The organism is Cognatundibacterium jejuense, assembly GCF_014284255.1.
Lineage (GTDB): Bacteria > Pseudomonadota > Gammaproteobacteria > Burkholderiales > Burkholderiaceae_D > Undibacterium > Undibacterium jejuense.
The window spans coordinates 76884-101308 of sequence record NZ_JACOFV010000015.1; the positions used below are offsets into that span (position 1 = coordinate 76884).

General features: G+C 45.8%; 19 protein-coding genes. 12 read left to right on the plus strand and 7 right to left on the minus strand.

The window, feature by feature from the left end:
- Positions 1 to 42 precede the first annotated feature (42 nt).
- Positions 43 to 1287: a nitronate monooxygenase gene (locus tag H8K32_RS15620; protein ID WP_186913478.1), complete on the minus strand. Its 1245-nt coding sequence runs from the start codon at positions 1285 to 1287 to the stop codon at positions 43 to 45.
- 501 nt (positions 1288 to 1788) lie between these two features.
- Entirely contained in the window at positions 1789 to 2739 is a 951-nt protein-coding gene (gene rlmF, locus H8K32_RS15625; RefSeq protein WP_186913479.1) for a 23S rRNA (adenine(1618)-N(6))-methyltransferase RlmF, read from the minus strand.
- 322 nt (positions 2740 to 3061) lie between these two features.
- On the opposite strand from rlmF, the gene H8K32_RS15630 reads away from it, so the two are divergent.
- On the plus strand, positions 3062 to 5506 hold the full coding sequence (locus H8K32_RS15630; RefSeq protein ID WP_186913480.1) for an alkaline phosphatase family protein: 2445 nt from the start codon (positions 3062 to 3064) through the stop codon (positions 5504 to 5506).
- A gap of 178 nt (positions 5507 to 5684) precedes the next feature.
- Positions 5685 to 7019 carry a cytochrome-c peroxidase gene (locus H8K32_RS15635; RefSeq protein WP_186913481.1) on the plus strand — a complete coding sequence of 445 codons (1335 nt, stop codon included), beginning with the start codon at positions 5685 to 5687 and terminating at the stop codon, positions 7017 to 7019.
- Positions 7020 to 7032: 13 nt separating this feature from the next.
- On the opposite strand, the gene H8K32_RS15640 is transcribed toward H8K32_RS15635, so the two are convergent.
- The gene (locus H8K32_RS15640; protein ID WP_186913482.1) at positions 7033 to 7716 is read right to left on the minus strand and encodes a response regulator; all 684 of its coding nucleotides are present in this window, start codon (positions 7714 to 7716) and stop codon (positions 7033 to 7035) included.
- Positions 7717 to 7726: 10 nt separating this feature from the next.
- Positions 7727 to 9196, minus strand: a complete 1470-nt coding sequence (locus H8K32_RS15645) for an ATP-binding protein (protein ID WP_186913483.1) — start codon at positions 9194 to 9196, stop codon at positions 7727 to 7729.
- Positions 9197 to 9478: 282 nt separating this feature from the next.
- Between H8K32_RS15645 and H8K32_RS15650 the strand changes: the two genes are divergently transcribed.
- The gene (locus H8K32_RS15650; RefSeq protein ID WP_186913484.1) at positions 9479 to 11014 is read left to right on the plus strand and encodes a cytochrome C; all 1536 of its coding nucleotides are present in this window, start codon (positions 9479 to 9481) and stop codon (positions 11012 to 11014) included.
- Positions 11015 to 11076: 62 nt separating this feature from the next.
- Here H8K32_RS15650 and H8K32_RS15655 read toward each other — a convergent pair whose 3' ends face one another.
- The gene (locus H8K32_RS15655; RefSeq protein ID WP_186913485.1) at positions 11077 to 11628 is read right to left on the minus strand and encodes a thymidine kinase; all 552 of its coding nucleotides are present in this window, start codon (positions 11626 to 11628) and stop codon (positions 11077 to 11079) included.
- Between the two features lie 196 nt (positions 11629 to 11824).
- Between H8K32_RS15655 and H8K32_RS15660 the strand changes: the two genes are divergently transcribed.
- The 9 genes from H8K32_RS15660 to H8K32_RS15700 all read left to right on the plus strand — a co-directional run bounded on the left by H8K32_RS15660 (position 11825) and on the right by H8K32_RS15700 (position 21793).
- Positions 11825 to 12277 (plus strand): Hsp20 family protein, encoded by a 453-nt coding sequence (locus H8K32_RS15660; RefSeq protein ID WP_186913486.1) that lies wholly within the window; start codon positions 11825 to 11827, stop codon positions 12275 to 12277.
- A gap of 562 nt (positions 12278 to 12839) precedes the next feature.
- Positions 12840 to 13208 carry a response regulator gene (locus H8K32_RS15665; protein ID WP_186913487.1) on the plus strand — a complete coding sequence of 123 codons (369 nt, stop codon included), beginning with the start codon at positions 12840 to 12842 and terminating at the stop codon, positions 13206 to 13208.
- A gap of 12 nt (positions 13209 to 13220) precedes the next feature.
- Entirely contained in the window at positions 13221 to 13514 is a 294-nt protein-coding gene (locus H8K32_RS15670) for an STAS domain-containing protein (RefSeq protein WP_186913488.1), read from the plus strand.
- Between the two features lie 152 nt (positions 13515 to 13666).
- A complete protein-coding gene (locus H8K32_RS15675; RefSeq protein ID WP_186913489.1) occupies positions 13667 to 15916 on the plus strand; it encodes a chemotaxis protein CheA in 2250 nt (749 codons plus the stop codon).
- A 53-nt stretch (positions 15917 to 15969) separates the two neighbouring features.
- Positions 15970 to 18648: a methyl-accepting chemotaxis protein gene (locus tag H8K32_RS20745; protein WP_186913490.1), complete on the plus strand. Its 2679-nt coding sequence runs from the start codon at positions 15970 to 15972 to the stop codon at positions 18646 to 18648.
- Positions 18649 to 18657: 9 nt separating this feature from the next.
- Positions 18658 to 19248, plus strand: coding sequence for a chemotaxis protein CheW (locus H8K32_RS15685; protein ID WP_186913491.1), 591 nt, complete (start codon positions 18658 to 18660; stop codon positions 19246 to 19248).
- Complete coding sequence (locus H8K32_RS15690; protein ID WP_246447407.1) at positions 19238 to 20071, plus strand: CheR family methyltransferase; 834 nt, start codon at positions 19238 to 19240, stop codon at positions 20069 to 20071. The genes H8K32_RS15685 and H8K32_RS15690 overlap by 11 nt, the downstream gene beginning before the upstream one ends.
- A gap of 136 nt (positions 20072 to 20207) precedes the next feature.
- Positions 20208 to 20702, plus strand: coding sequence for a chemotaxis protein CheD (locus H8K32_RS15695; protein WP_186913492.1), 495 nt, complete (start codon positions 20208 to 20210; stop codon positions 20700 to 20702).
- 17 nt (positions 20703 to 20719) lie between these two features.
- Positions 20720 to 21793, plus strand: a complete 1074-nt coding sequence (locus tag H8K32_RS15700) for a protein-glutamate methylesterase/protein-glutamine glutaminase (protein WP_186913543.1) — start codon at positions 20720 to 20722, stop codon at positions 21791 to 21793.
- Between the two features lie 257 nt (positions 21794 to 22050).
- On the opposite strand, the gene H8K32_RS15705 is transcribed toward H8K32_RS15700, so the two are convergent.
- A complete protein-coding gene (locus H8K32_RS15705) occupies positions 22051 to 23184 on the minus strand; it encodes an alpha-hydroxy acid oxidase (protein WP_186913493.1) in 1134 nt (377 codons plus the stop codon).
- 170 nt (positions 23185 to 23354) lie between these two features.
- Entirely contained in the window at positions 23355 to 24263 is a 909-nt protein-coding gene (locus H8K32_RS15710; protein WP_186913494.1) for a LysR family transcriptional regulator, read from the minus strand.
- Positions 24264 to 24425 lie beyond the last annotated feature (162 nt).

A 24425-nucleotide genomic window follows, 5' to 3' on the forward strand; every position in this document is an offset into this window, starting at 1 on the left:
CGCTCAGATCGATCTGAGCGCCGTTTTTAATCGGATATAAATTTATTCCGGTAAAGCGACTTGATTATCTGTACTGAATTGATAATCACGGAATACGTGCTCGGCACTCAATAACTGGTAACTACCGTCTGGTAATTTGCGTGTTGTATCTTTCAGGCGATACGTGGTTTGCCCGCAAGTCCAGCAATTGAAGTTGCGCATGTGAGTGCACAGGCAAGTTTTGTCCATGACGACGACTTTTTTAGCGTCTGGATGCGCAGCTACTTCGCGGTTATATGAGGTGATATAAGCGCAGTTGCCATTGCCGTCGAGCAGGTAGCCATAGGATTCACAACCCGGGCGGATGCCATCGCCAATCGCTGGTGTGTTTTTCAGCATGCGCATAGGGTAACCAGTTGGCGAGATATGATTGACTTCAATATCTCCTTCGCTGGCTTTAAAGTACTCTTGCTTCACATCCGCTGGCAAACCGCATTCATTTGTCACGGTAAAGCGCGTCGCTACCTGAACGCCGGACGCGCCGTTTTCGAGGAAAGACACTGCATCACTGCCAGTGAAAATACCACCGGCGGCAATCAATGGAATATCCAGATTTTCACCCTTTAAGTAGGCCACAATCTCAGTAATGATGGTTTGCAGATCGTGCGTTGCCCAATCATCACCAAAACCTAAGTGACCACCCGCCAAGGGGCCTTCAACGATCACATAGTCAGGCAAGCGATTAAGCTTGGCATTTTTACGCAAGAACAATTGCAAAGCGCGCACCGAAGATACGATGATGCCCAGTTTGGCTACCCGGAAACGTGGATGCTCTGCCATTAGGCCAAACGAGCTCAAATGCAAGCCTGCGCTTAAGGTAATGCCATCAATGCCAGCGTCGAGTGCGGCTTCGAGACGTACCTTTAAGGTTTCGCGCGGACCATTCATGGTCAGCTTTTCCATGCAGTTAACAAAGATCATGCCTGAGCCTTGTTTGGCTTCCATGGTCTTGCCGACATGCATACGCGTGGCTTCTGCCAAATGCTCAAGATTGAATTTGATATCAGTCTTGTCGGTATTGTTAATATTGTATTTATAGAATTTGGTTTTTTCTTTGATGTAGCTGGTGTCAAAGCGGCGATCCGAGACATCATGCACCATCGCATCAGAAATGTGACCGATACCACCGAGGCGGGCAGCGACCAATGCCAATTCTGCCGTGGAAATATCAACGCCCATCCCACCAATCATGATAGGAACCAGTTCATCTTTGCCTAACTTCAGGCGGAAATCATCTACTCGTTTCATTGCTATCCTTGACACATTGAGCCTAAAGGTCACACCCAATTCCAAAGCTTATTTTATGGGCGAAGCCCGCATTCAGAATGAGGGCGACCCAGATTGTAAGCCAGGCGAGGGATGTCCTGTGAATAATTTAAAAGCGAAAATCAAGCTGATCGCCGTCTGAAAATGCTGAAAATATCGCCTTTTAAAATTGCAAATATTTTAATATTCTTGATGTTGCGTACAGCTAGGCGATAAAGGCTGAAAAATAATCAGAGTTAGACTGTTTTCTCTAATTTTAGTTCCGGTATGAATTTTATATATCAGTCTGAATTTGTCCTCAAATATATTTTTAAGACTAAAATTTTTTATGCATTCTTGATGAGAATCAAACATATTCGGGCGAATTTTTCCAAAATCAGCGTGTATTTCTCGCATGGAGAATGTGCCTGAAAACTATGTCAGGGTAGTGACACTGAGCTAAATCTTTTCAATCGCACAAGAAACCAAGGTCTTTAGACCAGCTTACCAGCGCATTTTTTTCCATCCTGCTTGTTGCACGGGGTTCAAGAATGTCCAGGCCAGAAACCGGCTTTGTTTATTTCCCTGTGCCATATTGACTTCACGTAGTTCATACACCTGGGCGCGCTTGAGCGCCGTTTTCAGTGGTGCTAAGTTGGCCGATTTTGACACCAGGCAAGTGAACCAAAAGCATTGGCCCTGAATATCTGCACTTTCTTTGATCATGCGTTCAATAAATGCCAGTTCACCACCCGGGCACCAGAGTTCAGCTCCCTGACCGCCGAAATTAAGCAAGGGTGCTGCCTCATCGGAGGTTGATACCTTTCCCAAATTACGCCATTTTCTTTGTGTGCCAGCCTGCGCTTCTGCCAATGAGATATGAAAAGGCGGATTACACATAGTCAGATCAAACCAGTCATCTTTGCTGACAATGTGTTTAAAAATCGCATTGGGATCGCTTTGCAAACGTAATGTAATCCGCTCACTCAATGCTTGATTGGTGCTCAGTATCTGCCGCACATTGTTGAGTGAGTCTTGATTGATGTCTGCAGCGACGAAGTGCCAGGCGTATTCCGCTACCCCAAGTAAGGGGTAAATGCCGCTGGCGCCGGTACCTACATCCAGCACATCCAGACGTTTCTTTTTGGGATATTTTCCGTTATTGCTGTGTGAGAGAAGGTCAGCGAGGTAATGGATATAGTCAGCACGTCCGGGTATCGGTGGGCACAATTGACCTTCAGGAATGTCCCAGCCGATGATGCTGTAGTCACTTTTTAAGATCGCTGCATTCAGGGTTTTTACCGCCAACGGATCTGAAAAATCAATACTGGTACCACCATGCTGGTTGCTTGTGATGAAACCCTGCAACGCAGGGCTGGCTTGTGTTAGCCGGGCAAAGTCGTACTGCCCCTGGTGGCGGTTTTTAGCGTGAAACGGTTGGACGGTAGTTGGCATTGATAACGATGAAAAGGGAGTGTTTATCAGAGGCGACCTCGGTTCAGGGAGCCACCGCCACACCATTGTAAGCCCAAGCCTGCTTTATCTTCAGATTCGACTTAATTTTTATGGTTTGCATATGCGTAGAAAAAGCCTTCATTGCATGATTCGTATAAATACGACATTCTATTAGAGCAGGCTTTCTAATCTGTAACATTTTTTAAACTTTTCATGCCCCAGTCATAAAGTGCTGCGAGACTGCGGCATCCTTATCACAAAACATGGTCATTAACATCATGTTTTTTATATAACCAATTTTCATTTCTGGAGATGTACGATCATGAGACTTCGTTCGATTGCACTAGCTTGCTCTATCCTGGCGATTGCCACGGGTTGCAGCAAAAGTTCTACGCCCGCTGCAGCCTCACCGACAATAGTTAGTGTTAATGGTGTTGCTTCTGCTGGGACACCATTAGTCGGCGTCGTGGTTAGTGCAACCGATGCAACCGGAGCAATCACAACGTCTACTACAACTGATGCAAGTGGTCGCTACACGCTCAATTTGTCAGGCACCGCACCGTATTTGTTAACTACGCCATATAACGACGTAGACGGCACACCTGTCGTATTATCTGCAGCGATTAGCCCGACAGTCGCAGCCGGTCAGACCGTGACTGTACAGGCTAATTTGAATCCTTTAACTTCGTTGATTTCCCAACGTGTTTTGGGTAGCGTTCCAACGAGCAGCAATGTTGCCGGTTCCGCGGTCGCGACAATTTCTGCAACGCAGATTACTGCCGCTGAACAAGCGTTGAGTACCTTGTTGCAACCGGTTTATACCGCATTAAATATTCCTGCTTCCGAGACAACAGATCCTATCGGTTCTACTGCTTACAAAGCGGGTAGTGCTGATCCCCTGGACAATTTGTTTAACGTGACTAGTTTCAACGTCCATACTGGTCAAATCAGCGTAGGTACTGATGCGAACAATACGGTATTGAATGTTCCTGCGACAGGTACTATTTCTACAAGCGTTCCGGCAACTGCAGTGAGTTCAGTGGTTGCATTGGCAAACGGTGCGACGACAACCCCAATTACCAACGTGATCGTCGTCATCGGTGAAAACCAGACATTTGACGGTGTTTTCGGCGCTTACTCTGCACCGCAAGGCCAGACAGTGAAAAACTTGCTGTCCCAAGGCATCATCAATGCTGATGGCACGCCAGGTCCTAATTTTGCTTTGGCGACGCAAAATCAGGCAGCGAATCTCAGCACCTATAGCATCACGCCGACCCGTACGACAGCGTACACAAACTTGCCGCAGCCTTTGCAAATTGGTGAATTGGTTCCGACTAAAACTGGTTTAGTGACACAGGGTGGTACACCTGATCCAAAATTCCCGGCTAATTTGCCGAATGGACCATTTCAAATCACCAAATACGTTCCTTACGGTGTGACTATGGCCAATCCTATCGGAACGACGACGGGTGATCCAGTGCACCGTTTCTTCCAGATGTGGCAGCAAACTGGCGGTGACAATTCTAAATTGGATATGTTTACATGGATTTCTAATTCAGTTGGACAGGGCGGCGATACGACTGGCATCACGCCAGCGAACCCATCGCAAGGTGGTGAGCTGATGGGCTTCTTCAATATGAATACAGGTGATGCACCTTATTTCAAATTCCTTGCACAGAACTATGCAATGAGTGACAACTATCACCAATCGATTCTTGGTGGAACTGGTGCTAACTTCTTTGCAATTGCGACTGCTGACGTACCATACTTTAATGTTGCCGGTGCAGTTGCCGTGCCGCCAGCTACGCAAATTGAGAATCCTAATCCGCTGTCTGGCACGTCTAACTTCTATACCAGAGACGGCTATAGTGGCGGCTCTTACGTGAATTGCTCAGATGCTACCCAGCCTGGCGTTGCACCAATTTTGGCGGCACTTGCTGTCAAAGGTGTAAAGAGTAATTGCGATGCTGGTAAATACTATCTGGTCAATAACTATGGTCCGGGCTATGACATGAACGGTAATCCTCAGCCTATTGGTCCAAACAATTACAACTACCCGCCACAGACAGTACCGACAATTGCCGAAGCGCTTGCAAGTAAAAATGTAACTTGGAAGTGGTACACCGGTGCACGTGACCTGGCCGACGTAACACAAGATGCATTAGCTTTTGGCGTTCCCGCACCGTATGCGCAAGTTGTTCAATATAATGCGATTGGCGATCCATTGGTTGCGTCCTCAAACGTGATGACAAATCCTAAGTTGAAGGCAGGTTTGGCAGGGTTGACAACTTTCTTCTCCGATCTGAACAGTAATAACTTGCCTAAAGTCTCCTTCGTTGTACCTAAAAATCTGGACAGTGGACACCCAGGCTATTCGGTCGCTGCTAAATATGAGTACTTCCTGCAAAATCTGATCGCCCAAGTACAGGCCAATAAAGCTTTGTATGCACACACTGCGATTATCATCACGACCGATGAAGGTGGTGGTCACTTCGATACTGGTCCTATCCAGAACATTGATTTCTTTGGCGATGGCCCGCGTATTCCGTTCCTGATCGTTTCTCCGTATGCACGTACGAACTATATCGATCATACTTACCACGATCATTCTTCAATTTTGAAGTTTATTGAACGCAACTGGAAACTCCAACCTTTGTCAGCACGCAGCCGTGACAATCGTCCAAATCCAGTCAATACGGCTGCAGATCTGTATCGCCCGGCAAACTCGGCAGCATTGGGTGACCTGACAACGATGTTCAAGTTTTAAGTTGTAGCATTGAGTAGCAGCGGAGTGAATGCCTGGCATTGACTCCGTTTTTTGCTTTTTATTGAGGCTGTTAAGCGCGAAATATCAGAGATACACTGATTTCACAATAATGGTTTCATTAAGTAAGTTTAAGCAAGTTGAGCACTCTAAGTATTTTTGATTACGAAGGTAAGTTTGCATGTCTATACGAAGTAAGATTTTTTGTTCAATTTTTCTGTTGGCGCTGGCTGCTTGCCAGAAGCAAACCGAATCACAGCAAGTGGCAACAAACTCAGCGTCAGTAGCTACGACCCGCGCACAAACTGCGTCAGCATCAACATCAGCAGTCTCCGCAAGTCAGGTCGCTACGCAACAGAAGAAAAGAATCTGGGTCCAATATCCTGATCCCAACACGCCGCTAAGTCCTGAAGCGAGTTTGGGTAAACAATTATTCTTCGACGCTACCCTTTCTGCTTCCGGCAAGATGTCGTGTGCGACCTGTCACGAACCTGATCATGCTTACGCTCCATCCAATAATCTGGCGGTGCAATTAGGCGGTTCTGACATGCAACAGCCGGGTACTCGTGCTGTTCCTTCTCTCCGCTATCTGGCATTTACGCCAAAATTTACTCGGCATTTTTATCGCCCTTCAAGTGAAGGTGTAGAGGATGAAGGGCCAACCGGTGGCTTTACGCATGACGGTGCGGTTGATTCATTATCGTTACAAGCGGCGATTCCTATTCTGGCCGCAAATGAGATGGCGAACTTAACTGCAGGGGGTTTCACAGAACGATTGCGCCAAAGTCCTTCTGCGGCTGCTTTTATTAAGTTGTTTGGCGCGGATATGTTGCAACGTCCAGAGCAAGCCTTAGAGCGCGCAGGGGCAGCCCTGGAAGCGTTTCAAATGGAGGACTATAGCTTTCATCCTTACACAAGTAAATATGATGCGGCAGTATCCGGTGAGACGCAGTTAAGTGACGCTGAAATGCGAGGCTTCATTGTCTTTAATGATGTACGCAAAGGTAATTGCGCCAAATGCCACACCAATCAGATCGGGCCCGGTGGTCGTCCGGCACAATTTACTGATTTTGAATTTGAAGCAATCGGCGCTCCACGCAATGCCGAGATTCCTGCCAATAAAAATCCTGCCTATTTTGATCTTGGTATTTGTGGACCTGCGCGCAAAGATCTCATTAAAGAAACTAACTATTGCGGCATGTTTAAAACACCAACTTTACGTAACGTCGCAACACGTCAGGTTTTTTTGCATAATGGTGTTTTTAAAAGTCTCGATGATGTGATTCATTTTTATGCCGAGCGCGATAGCAAACCTGAAAAATGGTTTCCTAAGTCGCACGGTAAAACCGAACTCTACAATGATCTTCCAAAAAAGTACCGTGAAAATGTCGACCATATCACAGCACCATTTAATCGCAAAAAAACCGACGGTCCAGTTATGACGGAAGCCGAAATGCAAGACTTGTTAGCATTTCTGAAAACGCTTGATGATGGTTATCGAAAAGTAGGGCATTAAAATAATCTGGAATTCAAGACGCAGGCATCTCAAAGCGGTAACCAACCCCATATACAGAATTAAGGCAATCTGGTTCTGGCAGTTTGCTTTGAATTTTTTTACGGATATTTTTAATGTGAGAATCGATGGTTCTGTCATTGATATCGCGTTGGTCTTCATGGGCAATATCAAGCAAATGCTGGCGTGAAAAAACCCGACTTGGGTGGCTGACCAGTTCTGACAGCAGGCGGAATTCAACTGGAGTCAGAGCTAATGCGCTGCCGTCGACTAAGATTCTTTGCTCTGCTTTTTCTATATAAAAGCGATTTTCTGGCGCTGATTTGAGAGTGCTATGGCGTAGATGTATTTTTGCTCGTGCCACTACTTCGCGCGGGCTGAAAGGCTTGCAGACATAGTCATCCGCACCGACCTCTAATCCCAATAAACGATCGACTTCCTCGACTCTGGCGGTCAACATAATGATGGGAAGCTGGCTAAATTTTCGGATTTCCTGGCAAACCGAAATGCCATCCAATTCGGGTAACATGAGATCAAGCAATAGCAGGTCAGGCGTGCTTCTTCGAACAGATTCGAGTCCTGACCTGCCATCGTGTATCTGTTCGACCAGATAACCGCTGGCAATAAAATAATCCTGTAACAGCGCAGCAATTTTTAAATCGTCTTCAATGATTAAAATACGTTGAACTGGATTTCCCATTATTATCTTTCTACTTAATCAAAGGCAGGCGGATTACAATTTTTAAACCACCTATGTCAGAGGGCATGGCGTCAATTTCACCATGATGCGCAGCCACTAAAGCGCGGCATATAGATAAGCCAAGACCACTACCACCATGGGCGCGACTGCGTGCCTGATCGACACGGTATAAGCGGTCAAATAGCAAGGCATGGGTATGTGGTGGAACGCCTGGCGCACTATCTTCGATACCAATTTCAACCAGGTGATGGCTGCTTGTCACGCTGCATCGTAGTTGGCCGGGGCTATTTGTGTAGCGTATGCTATTTTCCAGCAAATTGCTGATGACTTGCGTCAGGCGAACCACATCTGCGTGAACAAATAATGGTTCATGCGGCAGTATTTTTTGCACGCTGATCTGTGCTTTCTCTAAACGTAGGGTGTAGCGTTGTATTGCCGAGTTGACTAAATTAACGATATCAATTCTGGCAAACTCGTAGCGCAAATCACCGGCATCGGCGAGTGTCAATTGGCGTACGTCATCGACCAATTTATTGAGATGAAGGACCTCAGAACGTAGTGATTCCATGGCTTGCGGAGATGAGACACGAACACCATCGATCAATGCTTCTATTTCACCAAGAATAACGGTCAATGGTGTTCGCAATTCATGTGAAATATCAGCCAGCATCTGTCGCCGTTGAGTCTCATTTTGCTGTAAAGAGCGTGCCATGCTATTAATGTCTTTGGCTAAATCACCGAGTTCATCGCGACTGACAATTTCTACACGCGCTTGAAATTGCCCTTTGGCGATACGCTTAGTGACTTGATGCAGTGACTTCAATGGTCGTAATAAGTGCCGCGCAAGATATATTGAAAAAATGAGTGCGAATACGATTAAAACCGTGGCTAACCAGATTGTTTGCCGGATTTGAATACGGACGAAATCGAGCCCATTTGCATTCGAAATATTGCGTAAGGGAGCGAGCCGTAAGCGACCAATAATGTGTTTATCGTAGACTATGCTTTGCCAACTTCCATCAGGTGCCGTGGCGACATCTTTGGGACCGATAATGACCTTACCTTGTGCATCAATCAGTGACAGCCTTTGCGCGAACCCGGTTGGATCTGGCGGCGGACGTTGTTCAGGTGGGACTTCTGGCGGTGGAATATTCAATACTTCGCTATCGTCGCGTGGTCTCGGTGGTGGCTGGCGGTGGTTTGGATTGTCATTTTCATTTTCGCGATGCGAGCGCAATTGGTCAAGTACATCGCGCATGTTTCTGCGGTCATGATAGAAGCGATCAAAATTACCGTTTTTTCGATAATCTTCCGCCAACAATTGGCTGAGTTTGTTCAAATCTTGTTGTTCCAGTTCGCTCAGATACGAAATAAAACCGCGCTTTAAATTCTGGCTACTAACCCATGCCATTGTTCCTATACATAAAATCACGATAGCAGTGATTGCAATCGCGAGCTTTTTGGCAATGCTTAATTGCATAAAGGAATATATTTAAGTAGTTAAAAAGATTTTTTATCGTCCACGCTGTGCATGATGGTACATAGTAAATCTTAATTGTGAAGAAAAATAGCAATTAAAATTTTTTTAAAAATAAGTTATTTGGGCCGTAAAAAGTATGTCAAAAAATTCTCAATAATTCGTTTTTTCTCCATTTTATCTCCATATTTTTGATGCATTGTGGCAAGCATGCGCCTCAATGTGCGCTGCGTACTGCATATGAACATGTACGGTTATTTTCACGCGCATAGATGGAGGCTACGAATGGACCAGAAAAAACGGAGTTGGAAGTTTGGCAAACAATTATTGACGCTAAGCTTTCCTATAATGAGTTTAAGTGCCTGTGGCGGCGGAGGTAGCAATAGCACTCAGGCGGCAACAGATACAACGACTGCCATAACCAGTACGTCCGCATCAGCCGGTACCACCTCAAACGTGGCGGCTCCCGTACCACAAGCGAATAGTGAAGGTACCGTGCTCACTAGCAGCACCTCTGGCAACATTGATCTCAGTAATGCATTTTTTCAAGCATTCGGTAATGGTCGTAGCTGTGCCAGCTGTCATCAGGAAAATCAGGCATGGAGTATTCGTCCGGATGTCTTGCAACAGCGTTTTGCCAATACTAATGGTACCGATCCTATTTTTAATTTAGTTGATGGCGCTACCTCACCGAATGATGTCGTCGCAACGCTGGATCAAAAACGCCTCGCGTATAGTATGTTGCTGACCAAAGGCGTGATACGCATTGGTTTGCCAATTCCCAATGGTGCTCAATTTACGTTGACGGCTGTCGATGATCCTTATAATTTTGCCAGTGCATCTCAGCTTTCTTTGTTCCGTCGACCTTTGCCAACGACGAACTTAAAATTTGAAAGTACGGTGATGTGGGATGGTCGCGAAACGTTCACCAATCCGCAATCTAATTTATGCATTAAAGACGCTAACCCCGCATCATGTTTTGCGACGGCTGATTCTGATCTGTTGAATCAGGCAAACACCGCCGTGATTACTCATGCCCAATCACCGCAAGGATTGACCGCGGCGCAGCAACGCTCGATTGCTAATTTTGAAGAGTCCTTGTTCACCGCGCAACTTACCAGCACGCGTGCCGGTAGCCTGACTGATGCGGGTGCAAAAGGTGGAGTGGTTGCTTTAGTCGCTGCCAATTATTATTTTGGTATCAACGATATTAGTGCAGGAGATTATCAGACTGGTGCGGCTTTCAATCAGAATGTAATGACCATGTATAGTACCTGGATCGGTTTAGATGCGCCTACACCGGGTGCGCAAGGTCAGCCTCCTGTAGCGCCGACCGCAGTCAATGTGCTGCGAGCATCCATCGCACGCGGTGAGCAAATTTTCAATACTATGCCAATCAACATTGCTGGCGTAGCCGGTTTCAATGGTCAGTTGCGCGCTTCATTACAACGCGGTACTTGCGCCAGTTGTCACAGCACACCTGCAGTGGGTACGCAATCTGTGCCGCGTCTGTTTAATACCGGGGTAGCTGCAGCGAATTTGCGTACATCTGATATGCCCTTGTACACGCTTAAAAATACAATAACCGGAGAAGTGATTCAGACGACTGATCCTGGTTTTGCGTTGACAACGGGACAGTGGGCTGATATTGGCCGTTTCAAAGTTCCCGCTTTACGGGCTTTGGCTGCACGTGCACCTTATTTTCATAATGGCTCCGCGGCAGATATTCCTGGTGTGATCCGATTTTATGACAGGCGTTTTAATATTGGTTTTACGCCACAAGAAGTCAATGACCTGACCGAATTTTTGAAAGTACTTTAATCTTAAAAAAAACCGGAATTGCGATAATTGCAGTTCCGGTTTTGGAATTTGGTGATTGCAGATTACGCTGAATAAAAACAGCGTCCACAAACATGCTGGTAACGTTCATTGCCGCCGATATCAATTTGTTCGCCGGACTTCATACGTTTTCCGCTGGTATCAACGCGAATATTCATAGTCGCTTTTTTTCCGCAAGTACAGATATTTTTTAACTCTTCTATCGTATCGGATAAAGCTAATAAGTACGTAGAACCTGGAAAAGGTTCGCCCAAAAAATCACTGCGTATGCCATAACAAATCACAGGAACGCCGCGCACATGTGCGAGTTGATGTAATTGCCTCACCTGTTCTGGCGTCAGAAATTGCGCTTCATCCACCAACACGCAATTGACTTGTGGCGCTTCTTTGAAAAAATTAAATTGGCTATCAAAAACTGCTGCCTCGCGTTGTGGACCTAAGCGCGAAGTGACCTTGCCTACGCCATACCGATGATCAATTGCTGCCGTGTATAAATGGACACTCTGCCCTTGCTCTTCATAGTTATGTGCAACTTGCAATAGAGCAGTAGATTTACCTGCGTTCATTGCAGAGTATCTGAAGTAAAGCTTGGCCACGGTTGGGTCCTTAAATTTTTATCGACGGGTGCATATTGTAACGTTATGCCAGAATTTCAAGAGCTTTGATTGCATTAAAAAAAGCAAAAAAAATGTCTTGAAATCGAAAAAAATCACCTTATCTTTGACTCAGCAGATGCTCAATCGAGGTCTGCTGAAAATAATTTATATCGCTTCTTTCTAAAAGGATATCACCATGCGTAATTTTGACTTTGCCCCTTTATACCGCTCCGCTATCGGTTTTGACCGTCTGGCACAATTGTTTGACGATGCCCAACGCAACGATGCAGCACCTAGTTACCCACCTTACAATATCGAGTTAATTGCCGAAGATAAATACAGCATTACCATGGCTGTTGCTGGCTTTGACCGCAGTGAAATCGAGATTGAAAGTGAGCGCGATACGCTCAAAATTGTGGGACACAGACACAAGGATGAAATACAAAAAAATTATCTGCATCGTGGTATCGCTTCACGCGATTTTGAACACCGTTTCCGCTTAGCTGATCATGTGAAAGTCGTTACAGCTAGCATGAACAATGGCTTGCTGACGATAGAATTGGTGCGTGAAGTACCTGAAGCCTACAAGCCACGCCGGATTCAAATTGATGGCGATAATCTGCAACTGGTGCAAAGCCAGGCGGCGTAAATCTGAAGTTTCTTTTCCCAGGTAATTTTTACTTGGGGAAATAAATAAAAAGCATGGCGTACGCAACGCCATGCTTTTTTTGTTGCTCGTTACTTTTCAACATTTTTGCGTATTGAGCGGCGTCAAAACTACTCTTTTTGGTTGTTTATAAGAAATAGATTCCGTAAATAATCAGATGCTTACTTGTTCAACTTGGTTTTACATTCTCTTACGAAATATTTATGTATCTTTTTTAGCATTTTTGGAAAAAATGCATGAAAAATTATTTATTAAGCCACAATCTGGTTAATATACTGTTATAAGTATTGTCGAATAGTTCAGTTTTTACGCGTTAGCAAATTTTTTTTGGACTAACTTGTGTGCAGAAAAATAAGTGTGTGAAATAATGTAATCGAGTTTTATCGATGATTCATCAAAGTCCATTCCGGTGTTCGGTGAATTCGATGCTTGATGACTGAAGTTGAATAAGCTTAATTTCTCGCTGATTGGTGTTTCTCTTGCTAATAGGGAAAGTAGTCAGATTCTGGAAGTACTTGCATAAAACGTCAGGAAAGGATGTCGTATGTCCAAGACCATCATGGTAGTAGATGATTCAGCATCGGTGCGCCAAGTCGTTGGCCTTGCTTTAAAAGGGGCTGGCTATACCGTGATTGAAGGATGTGACGGTGTCGACGCCTTATCCAAACTCAAAGGTCAAAAAGTTCACCTGATTATCTCCGACGTTAATATGCCCAATATGGACGGTATTAGCTTCGTGACAGAAGTGAAAAAACTCGCCGCCTATAAATTCACCCCGGTGATTATGCTCACCACTGAATCACAAGAAAACAAAAAATTGCAAGGTCAGGCAGCTGGCGCAAAAGCATGGGTGGTCAAACCTTTTCAACCAGCACAAATGCTGGCGGCAGTCTCTAAACTGATCTTACCTTAAACGAGGTTTGCCATGATTAGCCAGTCGATTGAGGGTGAATTAACCATTTATACGGCAGCCATTGAAAAGCAAAGGCTGATTAATTTTCTCGATTCAGAGGTTGGTCCAGACCGTGAACTGGAACTCAATTTATCGCAAGTATCGGAGATGGATACGGCTGGCTTACAAGTACTAATTTTGATGAAAAATGAAGCCAGACGTCGCGGCAAAGTTTTGCATTACGTGATGCATAGTAAAGCGGTGTTAGACATTTTAGAAATTTCAAACATGACCGCTCACTTCGGTGATCAAGTCGTATTAACTTAAAGCTTAAATACTTTTCAGATTCATCGGATTCATCGGACTCATAACATTCATAGCATTCATAGCATTCATAGCATTCGTTTTACCGGATAACCGACATACCATCTCAAGTACCTGAAGCACAGCATTCCATAGGAATATAGGCGGAGGATTGAATGAGTTTCGATTTTGAAATGAAAGCTGCGCTGGAAACGTTTATCGTTGAAAGTCGCGATTTGTTGCGGGATATGGAAGATTTGTTGCTGAGCCTCGAACACAGCGATGACTCTGTTGATGCGATCAATGCTATTTTCCGTGCTGCGCACACCATCAAAGGCTCCTCCGGCTTATTTGGACTAGATCACGTTGTGCGTTTTACCCATGTGCTTGAAAGCTTGTTAGACAAAGTCCGTGATGGTGATATTCCGATTTCTTCTCAATTAGTTGCTGTTCTCCTACCTTGCTGTGATCATCTTGGTTTGCTGATAGACCGGATTGCTGCCGGTGAATTGGGTGACGCCATTGATTTAGCTGCGGCAGGGGCACAACTACATCTTCAGTTAGGACAGTTTCTCGATCAGAAACCAGATGGATCGACCGATCATGGTCGGCTTGCTCACCATCGACACGACGAGGCAAACCCGGCAAGTCGCACGGAAGGTGAGGCAGTGGATGCGGGTAACTGGTACTTATCTTTACGTTTCGGCCCTGATTGTCTGCGTAATGGCATGGATCCCCTCTCTTTTATTCGTTACCTGAGCACCTTAGGTGATGTCGTTCACTTGATTACTCTTAGCAACGATTTGCCTGAAGCAGAAGACATGGATCCTGAGACCTGTTATCTGGGTTTTGAGGTCGTCTTAAAAAGTAATGCAACAAAAGAAGCGATAGAAAATGTCTTTGAGTTCGTCAATGAAGACAGTGTGATTCGCATCGTTCCACCAAATAGCAAAATTGACGAGTACATAGAAATCATCAATGCGCTGCCGAATGATGATGAATTGCTTGGCGAGATTTTGATCAAGAGCGGTGTACTGACCAAAAATGAATTAGAAACTTGTTTGCAACTGCAGAAGCAAAGAAAAGAAAATCTGTCACCAGAAGATCGCGCATCGCAATTACCTATCGGTGAAATTCTAGTGAAAGAGGAGATGTTACAAGCGCTGGTGTTAACTGCGGCGCTCAACAAGCAGCAACAGGTGAAAGACTCTAAGGCGCGCGAACGACAAAGCATTCGTGTCGATGCTGAAAGGCTCGATAAATTAATTGATCTGGTGGGCGAGCTGGTCATCGCTGGTGCTGGTGCAAATTTACGTGCTAGTAAGACGGCTGACATTGCATTATTAGAATCTACTAGTGAAGTGATGCGTCTGGTCGAAGAAGTCCGCGATAGTGCCTTGCAATTGCGCATGGTGCCTATCGGAACGACCTTCAGTCGCTTTCAGCGTGTGGTCAGAGATGTCAGTATGGAATTGGGTAAAGACATCGTGCTTGAGATTTCTGGCGGTGATACAGAAGTCGACAAATCTGTCGTTGAAAAAATTGGCGATCCGTTGATGCATTTAGTTCGCAATTCTATGGATCATGGCATAGAGTCTTCTGCCATACGGCTCGCCAGAGGCAAGCCTGCACAAGGGATTTTACGCCTGAATGCGTATCACGAATCTGGCAGCATCATCATTGAAGTCAGTGACGATGGTGGCGGTTTGAATAAAGACAAAATTCTTGCAAAAGCGGTCGAACGCGGTTTAGTCGCACCCAATACTAACCTGAGTGACAGAGAAATATACGCACTGATATTTGAGCCCGGATTTTCAACGGCCGATCAGGTGTCCAATTTATCTGGCCGTGGTGTCGGTATGGATGTGGTCAAACGTAATGTCAATGCCCTCAGAGGTACCATCGATATCGATAGTGAAATGGGCGTCGGTGCCACGATGCGCATACGCCTGCCGCTGACCCTGGCCATCATTGATGGATTTTTGGTCGGGGTTGGTACCTCGTCGTTTGTCGTCCCTCTCGATCATGTGATTGAGTGCCTGGAATTACCTAAGGATAACCAAGATCTTGATTACATGGATTTGCGCGGCGAAGTGTTGCCGTTCATCCGTTTGCGTCATCTGTTTGATATTGAAGGCGATGTACCGCGCCGTCAAAACATTGTCGTGGTTGGCTACGGCAATACCAAAGCGGGATTGGTCGTTGATCGTTTGATGGGAGAATTTCAAACAGTGATTAAACCTTTAGGCCGGTTGTTTAACCACGTTAAAGGTTTAGGTGGTTCAACAATTTTAGGTAGTGGTGAAGTGGCGTTAATACTAAGTATCCCAGCCATGACACAACTCTACACAGCACAAGAACAGAGGAAGCATTTGACTTCCAGTATGTCAGTCATTGGAAATTCCAAACAGGTTCAGGAAGTTTAAACGAATACTTTTAGTTCATAGTGAATGTTGTTCCCCGAAGAAAGGAAGCACAGATGAAATCGCTCTTAGAATCCTTGAAAATGTGGCAGAAATTTTCACTCGTCGGCTTATTTGTCATAGCCTTATTTGGCTTGCCATTTGCGTTGTATCTTCGAGCGGCGAATCAGGAAGTGCATGATTCCGACTTTGAAAAATCGGGTGCTCATTCTTTGGAGCCCGCTACTAAGCTTTTGCAATTGGCGCAACGCCATAGTCTGCAAAATCAGACCCTCATTAATGGTGACAAAAATGCGAGATCTCTGCGCGACGGTACGGCACAGGAATTTAATACTGAGATTGATGCGATACAGGCTTATAGCAAACAATATCCCGAGCTGACCCTCGATGAAAAAATCAACCAGTTAAAGCAAACCTGGACTACCACCATTGGAGAACAAGATAACCAAAATTTAGAGCAAAATCGGGAAACGCATGGAAGATTAATTGGTAAAATTTTTGAATTGATAGAGACGATTTCTGATAATGGAAACTTGCTCTTAAGCCCAGATGCAGGCACGTTTTATCTTGCTACCATGGGTAGTGATAGTGTCGTCAGATTGACAGAAAACTTCCGCATAGCGAGAGCAATCGGCGTTGATGCCTTGGTCAATAAAGCACTCACTGATTCAAATAGAGGAAAGCTCGCGGCAAATAATGCAGTCATTGCTGATCATGTCGTCAGAAATGAAAGGAATTTTTCTAAACTCATTGCTGTCGATAATATCTACAAAGATGCACTTAGTAGCAAAATGGAGGAACAGAAAATTCGCGCCAAAGAGGCTGCGCAGCTTACGGCTGAAAAATTACTGGATGCCAAAACATTCGATATTGAAGCGCCTGCTTATGCACAAAAAATCTCAGCAATCATTGACTCGACGCACGATTTAGAGCGTTTAGTGATCAAAGAATTAGTCAGACGTACTGAGGATCGGAATAAGCAATTGAAATCGCAACGCATGCTTACTGTCGGTGCGTGCCTGTTGATGTTTTTGGTTGTCGTATTATTGGCGTGGTTCATGATTAAGATGGTGATCCGTCAAATCGGTCAGGAACCTACTGATGTGGTTGAATATGCAAACCGCGTGGCATCCGGAGATTTTTCTGCAGAGCTGAAATTGGCTGACAATGATATTTCCAGTATTGCTGCTAACCTGGCAGCTATGGTAGGTAATATACGCGCTCGCATGGATGAATCGGAAATCGTCGCCAAAGAAAATTTGCGGATTAAAATTGCGCTCGATAATTGCGCAACCAACGTCATGATTGCTGATCCTGATCGCAATATCATTTACATGAACAAGTCGATAGGAGACATGCTGACAGCGGCGGAAGCTGACATTCGTAAAGTGCTGCCAAATTTCAATGTGTCGAAATTGATGGGTTCAAATATCGATCAGTTCCATAAAAATCCCGAACATCAAAAAACCATGCTGGGTAGCTTTACCAGCAATCACAAAGCACAAATCGTGGTCGGTGCGCGTACCTTTTCCTTATCTGCAAATCCGGTCATGAGCGATAAAGGCGAACGCTTGGGCAGCGTGGTGGAGTGGGTAGACCGTACTGCCGAAGTTGCGATTGAAAAAGAAGTTGGCAATATTGTTGAGCAAGCGGTGGCCGGTAACTTTACAACCCGTATTGTTGAAGAAGGTAAAACCGGCTTCTTCGGCAAACTCAGTGCTGACATTAATCGTTTGATGGCAACCAGCGATGAGGGTCTGAATGAAGTATTGCGCGTTCTGGCTGCAATATCCAAAGGTGATTTAACGCAAACTATCGATAAAGATTATGAAGGTACTTTCGGTGCCTTGAAAGCATCTAGTAACGAAACGGTTGATCGTTTGTCGCAAATTGTGACTGACGTGATTAACGCCACAGATGCTTTATCTAACGCCTCTGAGCAAGTGAGTGCCACTTCACAAGCTTTATCGCAAGCGGCGAGTGAGCAGGCTGCCAGTGTTGAAGAAACCAGTGCCAGCATAGAACAGATGGCAGCGGGTATAAATCAGAATGCAGAAAATGCCAAAGTTACCGATGGTATCGCAGGTAAAGCAGCGAAAGAAGCGACTGAGGGGGGTGTCGCTGTCAAACATACCGTATCGGCAATGAAAGAAATCGCTTCGAAGATTGGCATCATTGATGACATCGCCTACCAGACAAATATGCTGGCATTGAATGCGGCGATTGAAGCGGCTCGTGCGGGTGAGCACGGTAAAGGCTTTGCAGTAGTTGCGGCAGAAGTACGTAAGCTGGCTGAACGCAGTCAGATTGCAGCCAAAGAAATTGGCGACCTTGCGGGTGGTAGCGTTAAGACGGCAGAACGTGCAGGTGAGTTGATTGACGAAATTGTCCCAGGCATTGGCCGCACCTCGGATTTGGTACAAGAGATCGCGGCCGCGTCGCAAGAACAGTCTGCAGGTGTATCGCAAATTAATACCGCGATGAATCAGATGAATCAAATTACCCAGCAAAATGCTTCATCGAGCGAAGAGCTTGCAGCAACTTCTGAAGAAATGACCAGTCAGGCTGAACAGTTAAAAGATCTGGTTGGTTTCTTTAAAATTGCGCAAGACAGTCATCGTCCTCATGCTGTTGAAATCAAATCAGTCCGGCATGGATCGAATACTTCAAAACGTGGCCGTATCGTCGCCGTAGCTGGAAATAATATTGATGAAGCTAAGTTTGAGCGCTTCTAGGAGCTAGAAATGGGGGCGATTATCGAGGCAAAAAAACGGTCCGGCGAGGTGTCAGCGGGCGAAGCTAAAGACTTGGGTACGACAGGTCAATACTTAACCTTTGTATTAGGCGGTGAGGTGTATGCATTGGAGATTCTTCATATTAAAGAAATTATCCAATATGGAGATTTAACCGAAGTACCTATGATGCCAAGCTTTATACGTGGCGTTATTAATCTGCGCGGTAAAGTAGTTCCGGTGGTTGATATGACGGCACGTTTTGGTAAAGGCATCACCAATGTCGCACGCCGTACCAGTATCGTGATTATCGAAATGGCGCAAGAGCATGAAGACGAAACCGAGAAGCAAAGTATCGGTGTCATGGTGGATGCGGTAAATGAAGTCGTGGACATTGCGAATGCCGACATTGAACCGCCTCCGGCTTTCGGCGGACGCATACGGCAGGACTTTATCAGTGGAATGGCAAAGCGCAATGGGCGTTTCATCATTGTGCTTAATCTTGCGCAAGTACTGTCTGTCGAGGAGATGTCTGCACTAGGCAGCTCCATGTTGGGTGGTGCAGAATTGAATATCAGTGCGGAGTCGGAGCATGAAGCCTGAACCGATGGTGCTGAGGGGCATACAACCACTGAAAAAAAATGAGTTTGAATGGATATCCCGGTTCATGTATGACCGCACCGGAATCACGCTCAATGATGGTAAACAGGCCTTGGTCATGGGGCGCTTGGATAAACGTCTTCGTAAGCGTGGTCTGACTGCTTATGGGGATTATTTTGCTTTGCTCGGATTACCAGGTTTTGAAGATGAAACGACGGTTGCCATTGATTTACTGACGACCAATGAAACCTATTTTTTCCGTGAACCCAAGCATTTTGATTTTTTGCAAAAAGTGATATTTCCGCAGTATGCAAAGCAACGTGGTTTGCGGATCTGGAGTGCTGCCAGTTCCAGTGGTGAAGAGGCATATACGATAGCGATGATGTTAGCGGAATATTTTCCGGGTGACGGGTGGGAAATTATAGGCTCCGATATCTCTACCCAAGTACTCGAGAAAGCGTCTCGTGCTTTATATCCCATGAGTGCGGCCGATAAAATTCCGCCATCACTGTTAAAAAAATATTGTCTTAAAGGGCGTGACGAATTTGAAGACTTTTTTTTGATCGACTCGGCATTACGTTCACGTGTGCGATTCTTGCCGGTAAATTTGATTGAGCCATTACCGGATGTTGGTCTGTTAGACGTTATTTTCTTGCGTAATGTGATGATCTATTTTGATCAGGAAACTAAACAAAAATTGGTGCAAAGACTGGTTGAAAAATTGCGACCCGGCGGCTACTTATTTATCAGTCATTCCGAAACACTCAACGGAATGAAGACTGCATTGAAATTAGTGAATCCTTCGATTTACCGGTTAGAGGCTTAAGTCATCTCAGCCAAAGCTGCTTGTTAAGATTATTTTTCTTTTTTGGTGGGCAGTGATTTTTGAGAATTTTTAAAAACGCGCTGCTTTTGAATACGTTCGACACACCAAATTTTTCAAGTAAAGTGATCTTCTTAGTATGGATGCTCCCAGTTTTTACATAGAAATTTTTTTACAACCCGGAGAGTTCTATTTCGGTGATAGTGACACGCGTATTCGTACTATACTTGGTTCATGTGTTGCTATAACGCTGTGGCATCCGATCTTGCGAATTGGTGGTATGTGTCACTACATGCTTCCCAAGAATAATCGTCGTCAACAACATGCGCATCTTGATGGCCGTTATGCCGAAGATGCGGTACAACTGTTTATGCATGAAATTAAAAAATTTCGCACTCTTCCGCGTGATTTTGATGTCAAAATGTTTGGTGGCGGTAATCAATTTCCGTCCCAAAATGTGGGGGAAATGACGGTGTCGGACAAAAATATCGATTTAGGTCGCAAGTTGTTATCTGAGCACGGTTTTTTAGTCAGAACCGAGCACATGGGGGGCGTGGGGCATAGAAACATTATGTTTGATCTATGGTCGGGTGACGTTTGGGTCAAGCACGTAGAGAAAGTGATCGTACCGTGAGTACCAAAATAAAAGTCATGTTAGTCGACGATTCAGCGGTTGTCCGTCAAGTATTGAGTGCCGTGCTGAGCAAAGATCCTGACATTGAAGTCATTGCGTCGGCATCTGATCCCATCTTTGCGATGGATAAAATGAATCAGCGTTGGCCCGATGTCGTGGTGCTAGACGTAGAAATGCCACGTATGGATGGTATAACTTTTCTCAAAAAGCTGATGTCTGTCCGTCCAACCCCTGTGATTATTTGTTCTACCTTGACAGAAAAGGGTGCTTCGACCTCGATGCAAGCGATGGCCGCAGGTGCGGTCGGCATCGTCACTAAACCGAAAGCTGGGTTGAAGGGTTTTTTGGAGCAAGATGCCGGCGAGATAATTCAGGCAGTGAAAGCTGCAGCGTCGGCTGATATGCGGCGCGTCAAAGCGCTGAGTATGGCATCGCTGAATCCGACAGCTAAGTTAAGTGTTAGCGAAGCGATTCCAGCGTTGGAAGCCAGAGGTACAGTGGCGATGTCAGTGACCACCGATAAGTTGGTGGCGATAGGTACGTCTACCGGCGGCACACAAGCCCTGGAGCTGGTCTTAAGTGCGTTAAATCGCACTACGCCCGGTATGGTGATTGTGCAGCATATGCCAGAAAAATTTACCGCCGCATTTGCTGACAGGCTCAATAAAATCTGTCCTATCGAAGTGTTGGAAGCAAAGAATGGTGATCGCGTAATCAATGGCCGGGCACTGATCGCACCCGGTGGGCGGCATATGTTAGTTAAGCGCAGTGGTGCTCAGTATCACGTAGAGATTGTTGATGCACCACCTGTCAACAGGCATAGGCCCTCGGTCGATGTTCTGTTCCGATCTGTTGCCAAATGTGCGGGGGCAAATGCCCTCGGTGTGATGATGACCGGCATGGGAGATGACGGCGCGCTAGGCATGAAAGAAATGCATGATGCCGGTGCAGAAACGCTGGCGCAGGACGAGAAGAGTTGCGTCGTCTACGGCATGCCCAAAGAAGCCGTCAAACTTGGTGCGGTTGATACCATCCTGCCCCTCAAAGATATCTCCGGAATGATAGAGGCGTACGGGCGAAAAAATACTTGAAATGAGTTTGGTTGGGCGAGTGCAACACGCCAAATTTGTTATGGTGCATTCGCTGCGCGGGTGCCGCCAGCACTAAGCGCCAGAACCCTTCTCCCGCAAGCAGGGGAAGGGCAGGGATGAGGAGGCTTGATGAGCCGCGCTACAAATTCATGCGATCGACATGTTGTTATCGCCTCAACCGATAACTAATCTATCTTTTGCAATTACCTCCATCACCTATTTTTCTCTTTCACGGGTGAGACGAGTACGGCATTTGATTAGCGGATAATATTACTCAACCCAACATCACGTATATCCTTGGTGCCAGTCAGCGCCATGCTGACATCCAATTCTTTCTGCAAAATCTCTAACATCTTGGTCACGCCTTGCTCGCCCATCGCACCCAGACCATACAAAAACGCACGTCCAACCATGCTGCCTTTCGCACCTAGCGCGGTAGCTTTTAAAATATCCTGACCAGTGCGGATGCCGCCGTCAAACCAGACTTCAGTTTGATGGCCAACCGCTTCAACGATAGCAGGCAAAGCTTCAATCGATGACATTGCGCCATCTAACTGACGCCCACCGTGATTGCTCACTACGATCGCATCGGCTCCCGCTGCTACTGCCAATTTTGCATCTTCCACATCCAGAATGCCTTTAAGAATCAGCTTACCGCCCCATTCTTGTTTGATCCATGCTACGTCTTCCCAATTCAGGGTGGGGTCAAACTGACTTGCGGTCCATTGACTCAAAGTCAAAATACCATCACCACCTTTGACGTGACCGACCAGATTGCCAAAGGTTTTGCGACCAGTTAATGCACGCAATGCCCATGCTGGTTTGGTTGTCAGATCAATGATATTCGCCAGGGTCAACTTTGGTGGCACGGACATGCCGTTTTTGAGGTCTTTATGACGTTGCCCTAAAATCTGTAAATCGAGGGTCAACACCAGCGCCGAGCATTTGGCGGCTTTGGCGCGTTGTATCATTTCTTTCACAAAACCGCGGTCGCGCATTACGTACAACTGAAACCAGAATGGCTTGGTAGTGACACTCGCCACATCTTCGATCGAACAAATACTCATGGTTGACAAGGTGAATGGCACGCCAAATTTCTCAGCTGCAATGGCGCCTAACATTTCGCCATTAGCCCATTGCATGCCAGTCAGGCCGGTGGGCGCAATCGCCACGGGCATGGTCACTTCTTGTCCCACCATCGTAGTACGGGTAGAGCGGTTTTCAACGTTGATAGCAACCCGCTGACGCAATTTGATTGCCGCCAGATCACTGCTGTTCGCCTTGTAGGTGCTTTCGGTATAGGAGCCACTATCGGCGTAGTCGTAAAACGCTTTCGGAACGCGTTTTTTTGCGAGCAAACGTAAATCTTCTACACAAGTAATGACAGGCATGCTGAGACTCCGGATGGAAATTGAATAAGCAAAAGTGTAGGGGATATTTTCTGTTTGATGGGGGAAATCGTTTCAGTCTAAGAATGAAGTTTTTTCAGCTCAGAATCGATTTATCTTATTTTTTGCCGAATTTTGCCGAATTTTTGCGAATACATTGGATTTTTATGTAGTTAAGTTTCTAAGAAATGTTCTGAAATAAAATGTCTTAACCACAAGTTACCTGCATCCTGATGATATCGACGATGCCAGAAAATATTGGTTTGTAAACTTGGCAAACGTAGCGGTGGCTTGACGTACTTCAGACCAAAAGGCACTGCTGCACGTTCGGCTAATTTTTGCGGCACCGTAACCAGCAAATCCGAGCTGCTGACGATGTAAGGGACAGCCACAAAATGCGGCACCTTAAAATGCGCCGAGGCGCTGATTCCAGCTTTTTCCAAACTTTGATTAATTTTTAGGTAAGGCTGTTCCTGCGAGGCAACAATAAGATGCTGTGCCGCCACAAATTCCTTCATGTCAATTTGCTTGTCAGCTAAAGGATGCGTCTGGCGAAACATACACACATAATTTTGCTTGAATAAACGCCGCTGATACCAGGCTTCAGATAAATCATCAAATGCGCCAATGGCCAAATCGACGCGTCCCGATTCCATTTCTGTTTTGAGATCAATGCTGCTGGCACGCACCGTAGTCAGACACAGATGTGGGGCACACGCATGCAATTTGGCGGCAAGCAAGGGCATGAAATAAACTTCACCCACATCGGTCATGGCAATCGTGAATTGGCGCTGACTGGTGCTGGCGTCGAAATCTTCTTTCGGATTAAGGGCGAATGTTATGTGCCTCATTGCAACAGTGACCGAATCAGCCAGCTCTTGCGCTCTGGGGGTCGGTTGCATACCTGTGGCGGTCCGCACAAATAACTCATCACCGACGGCACGCCGCAAGCGGGCTAAAGCATTGCTGACCGCTGGCTGCGACAAACCAAGCTGCCGCGCTACGGCAGAAATTTGTCTTTCCTGAAATACATGCTGGAAGATGACCAGCAGATTTAAGTCTATGTCTTTGGCTTCCAGCATTATTGATTTAGTGAATGATCTGTATTTTTGTATTTATATCGCAAAAATACTTAACATGCACTACATTCCGGACTGACACGGAAATAACACATAAGAACTGACGAATTTGACCCGGTGTCCGGCGAGGTCGTATCGTGTTACCAGATAAATGAATTTCACATT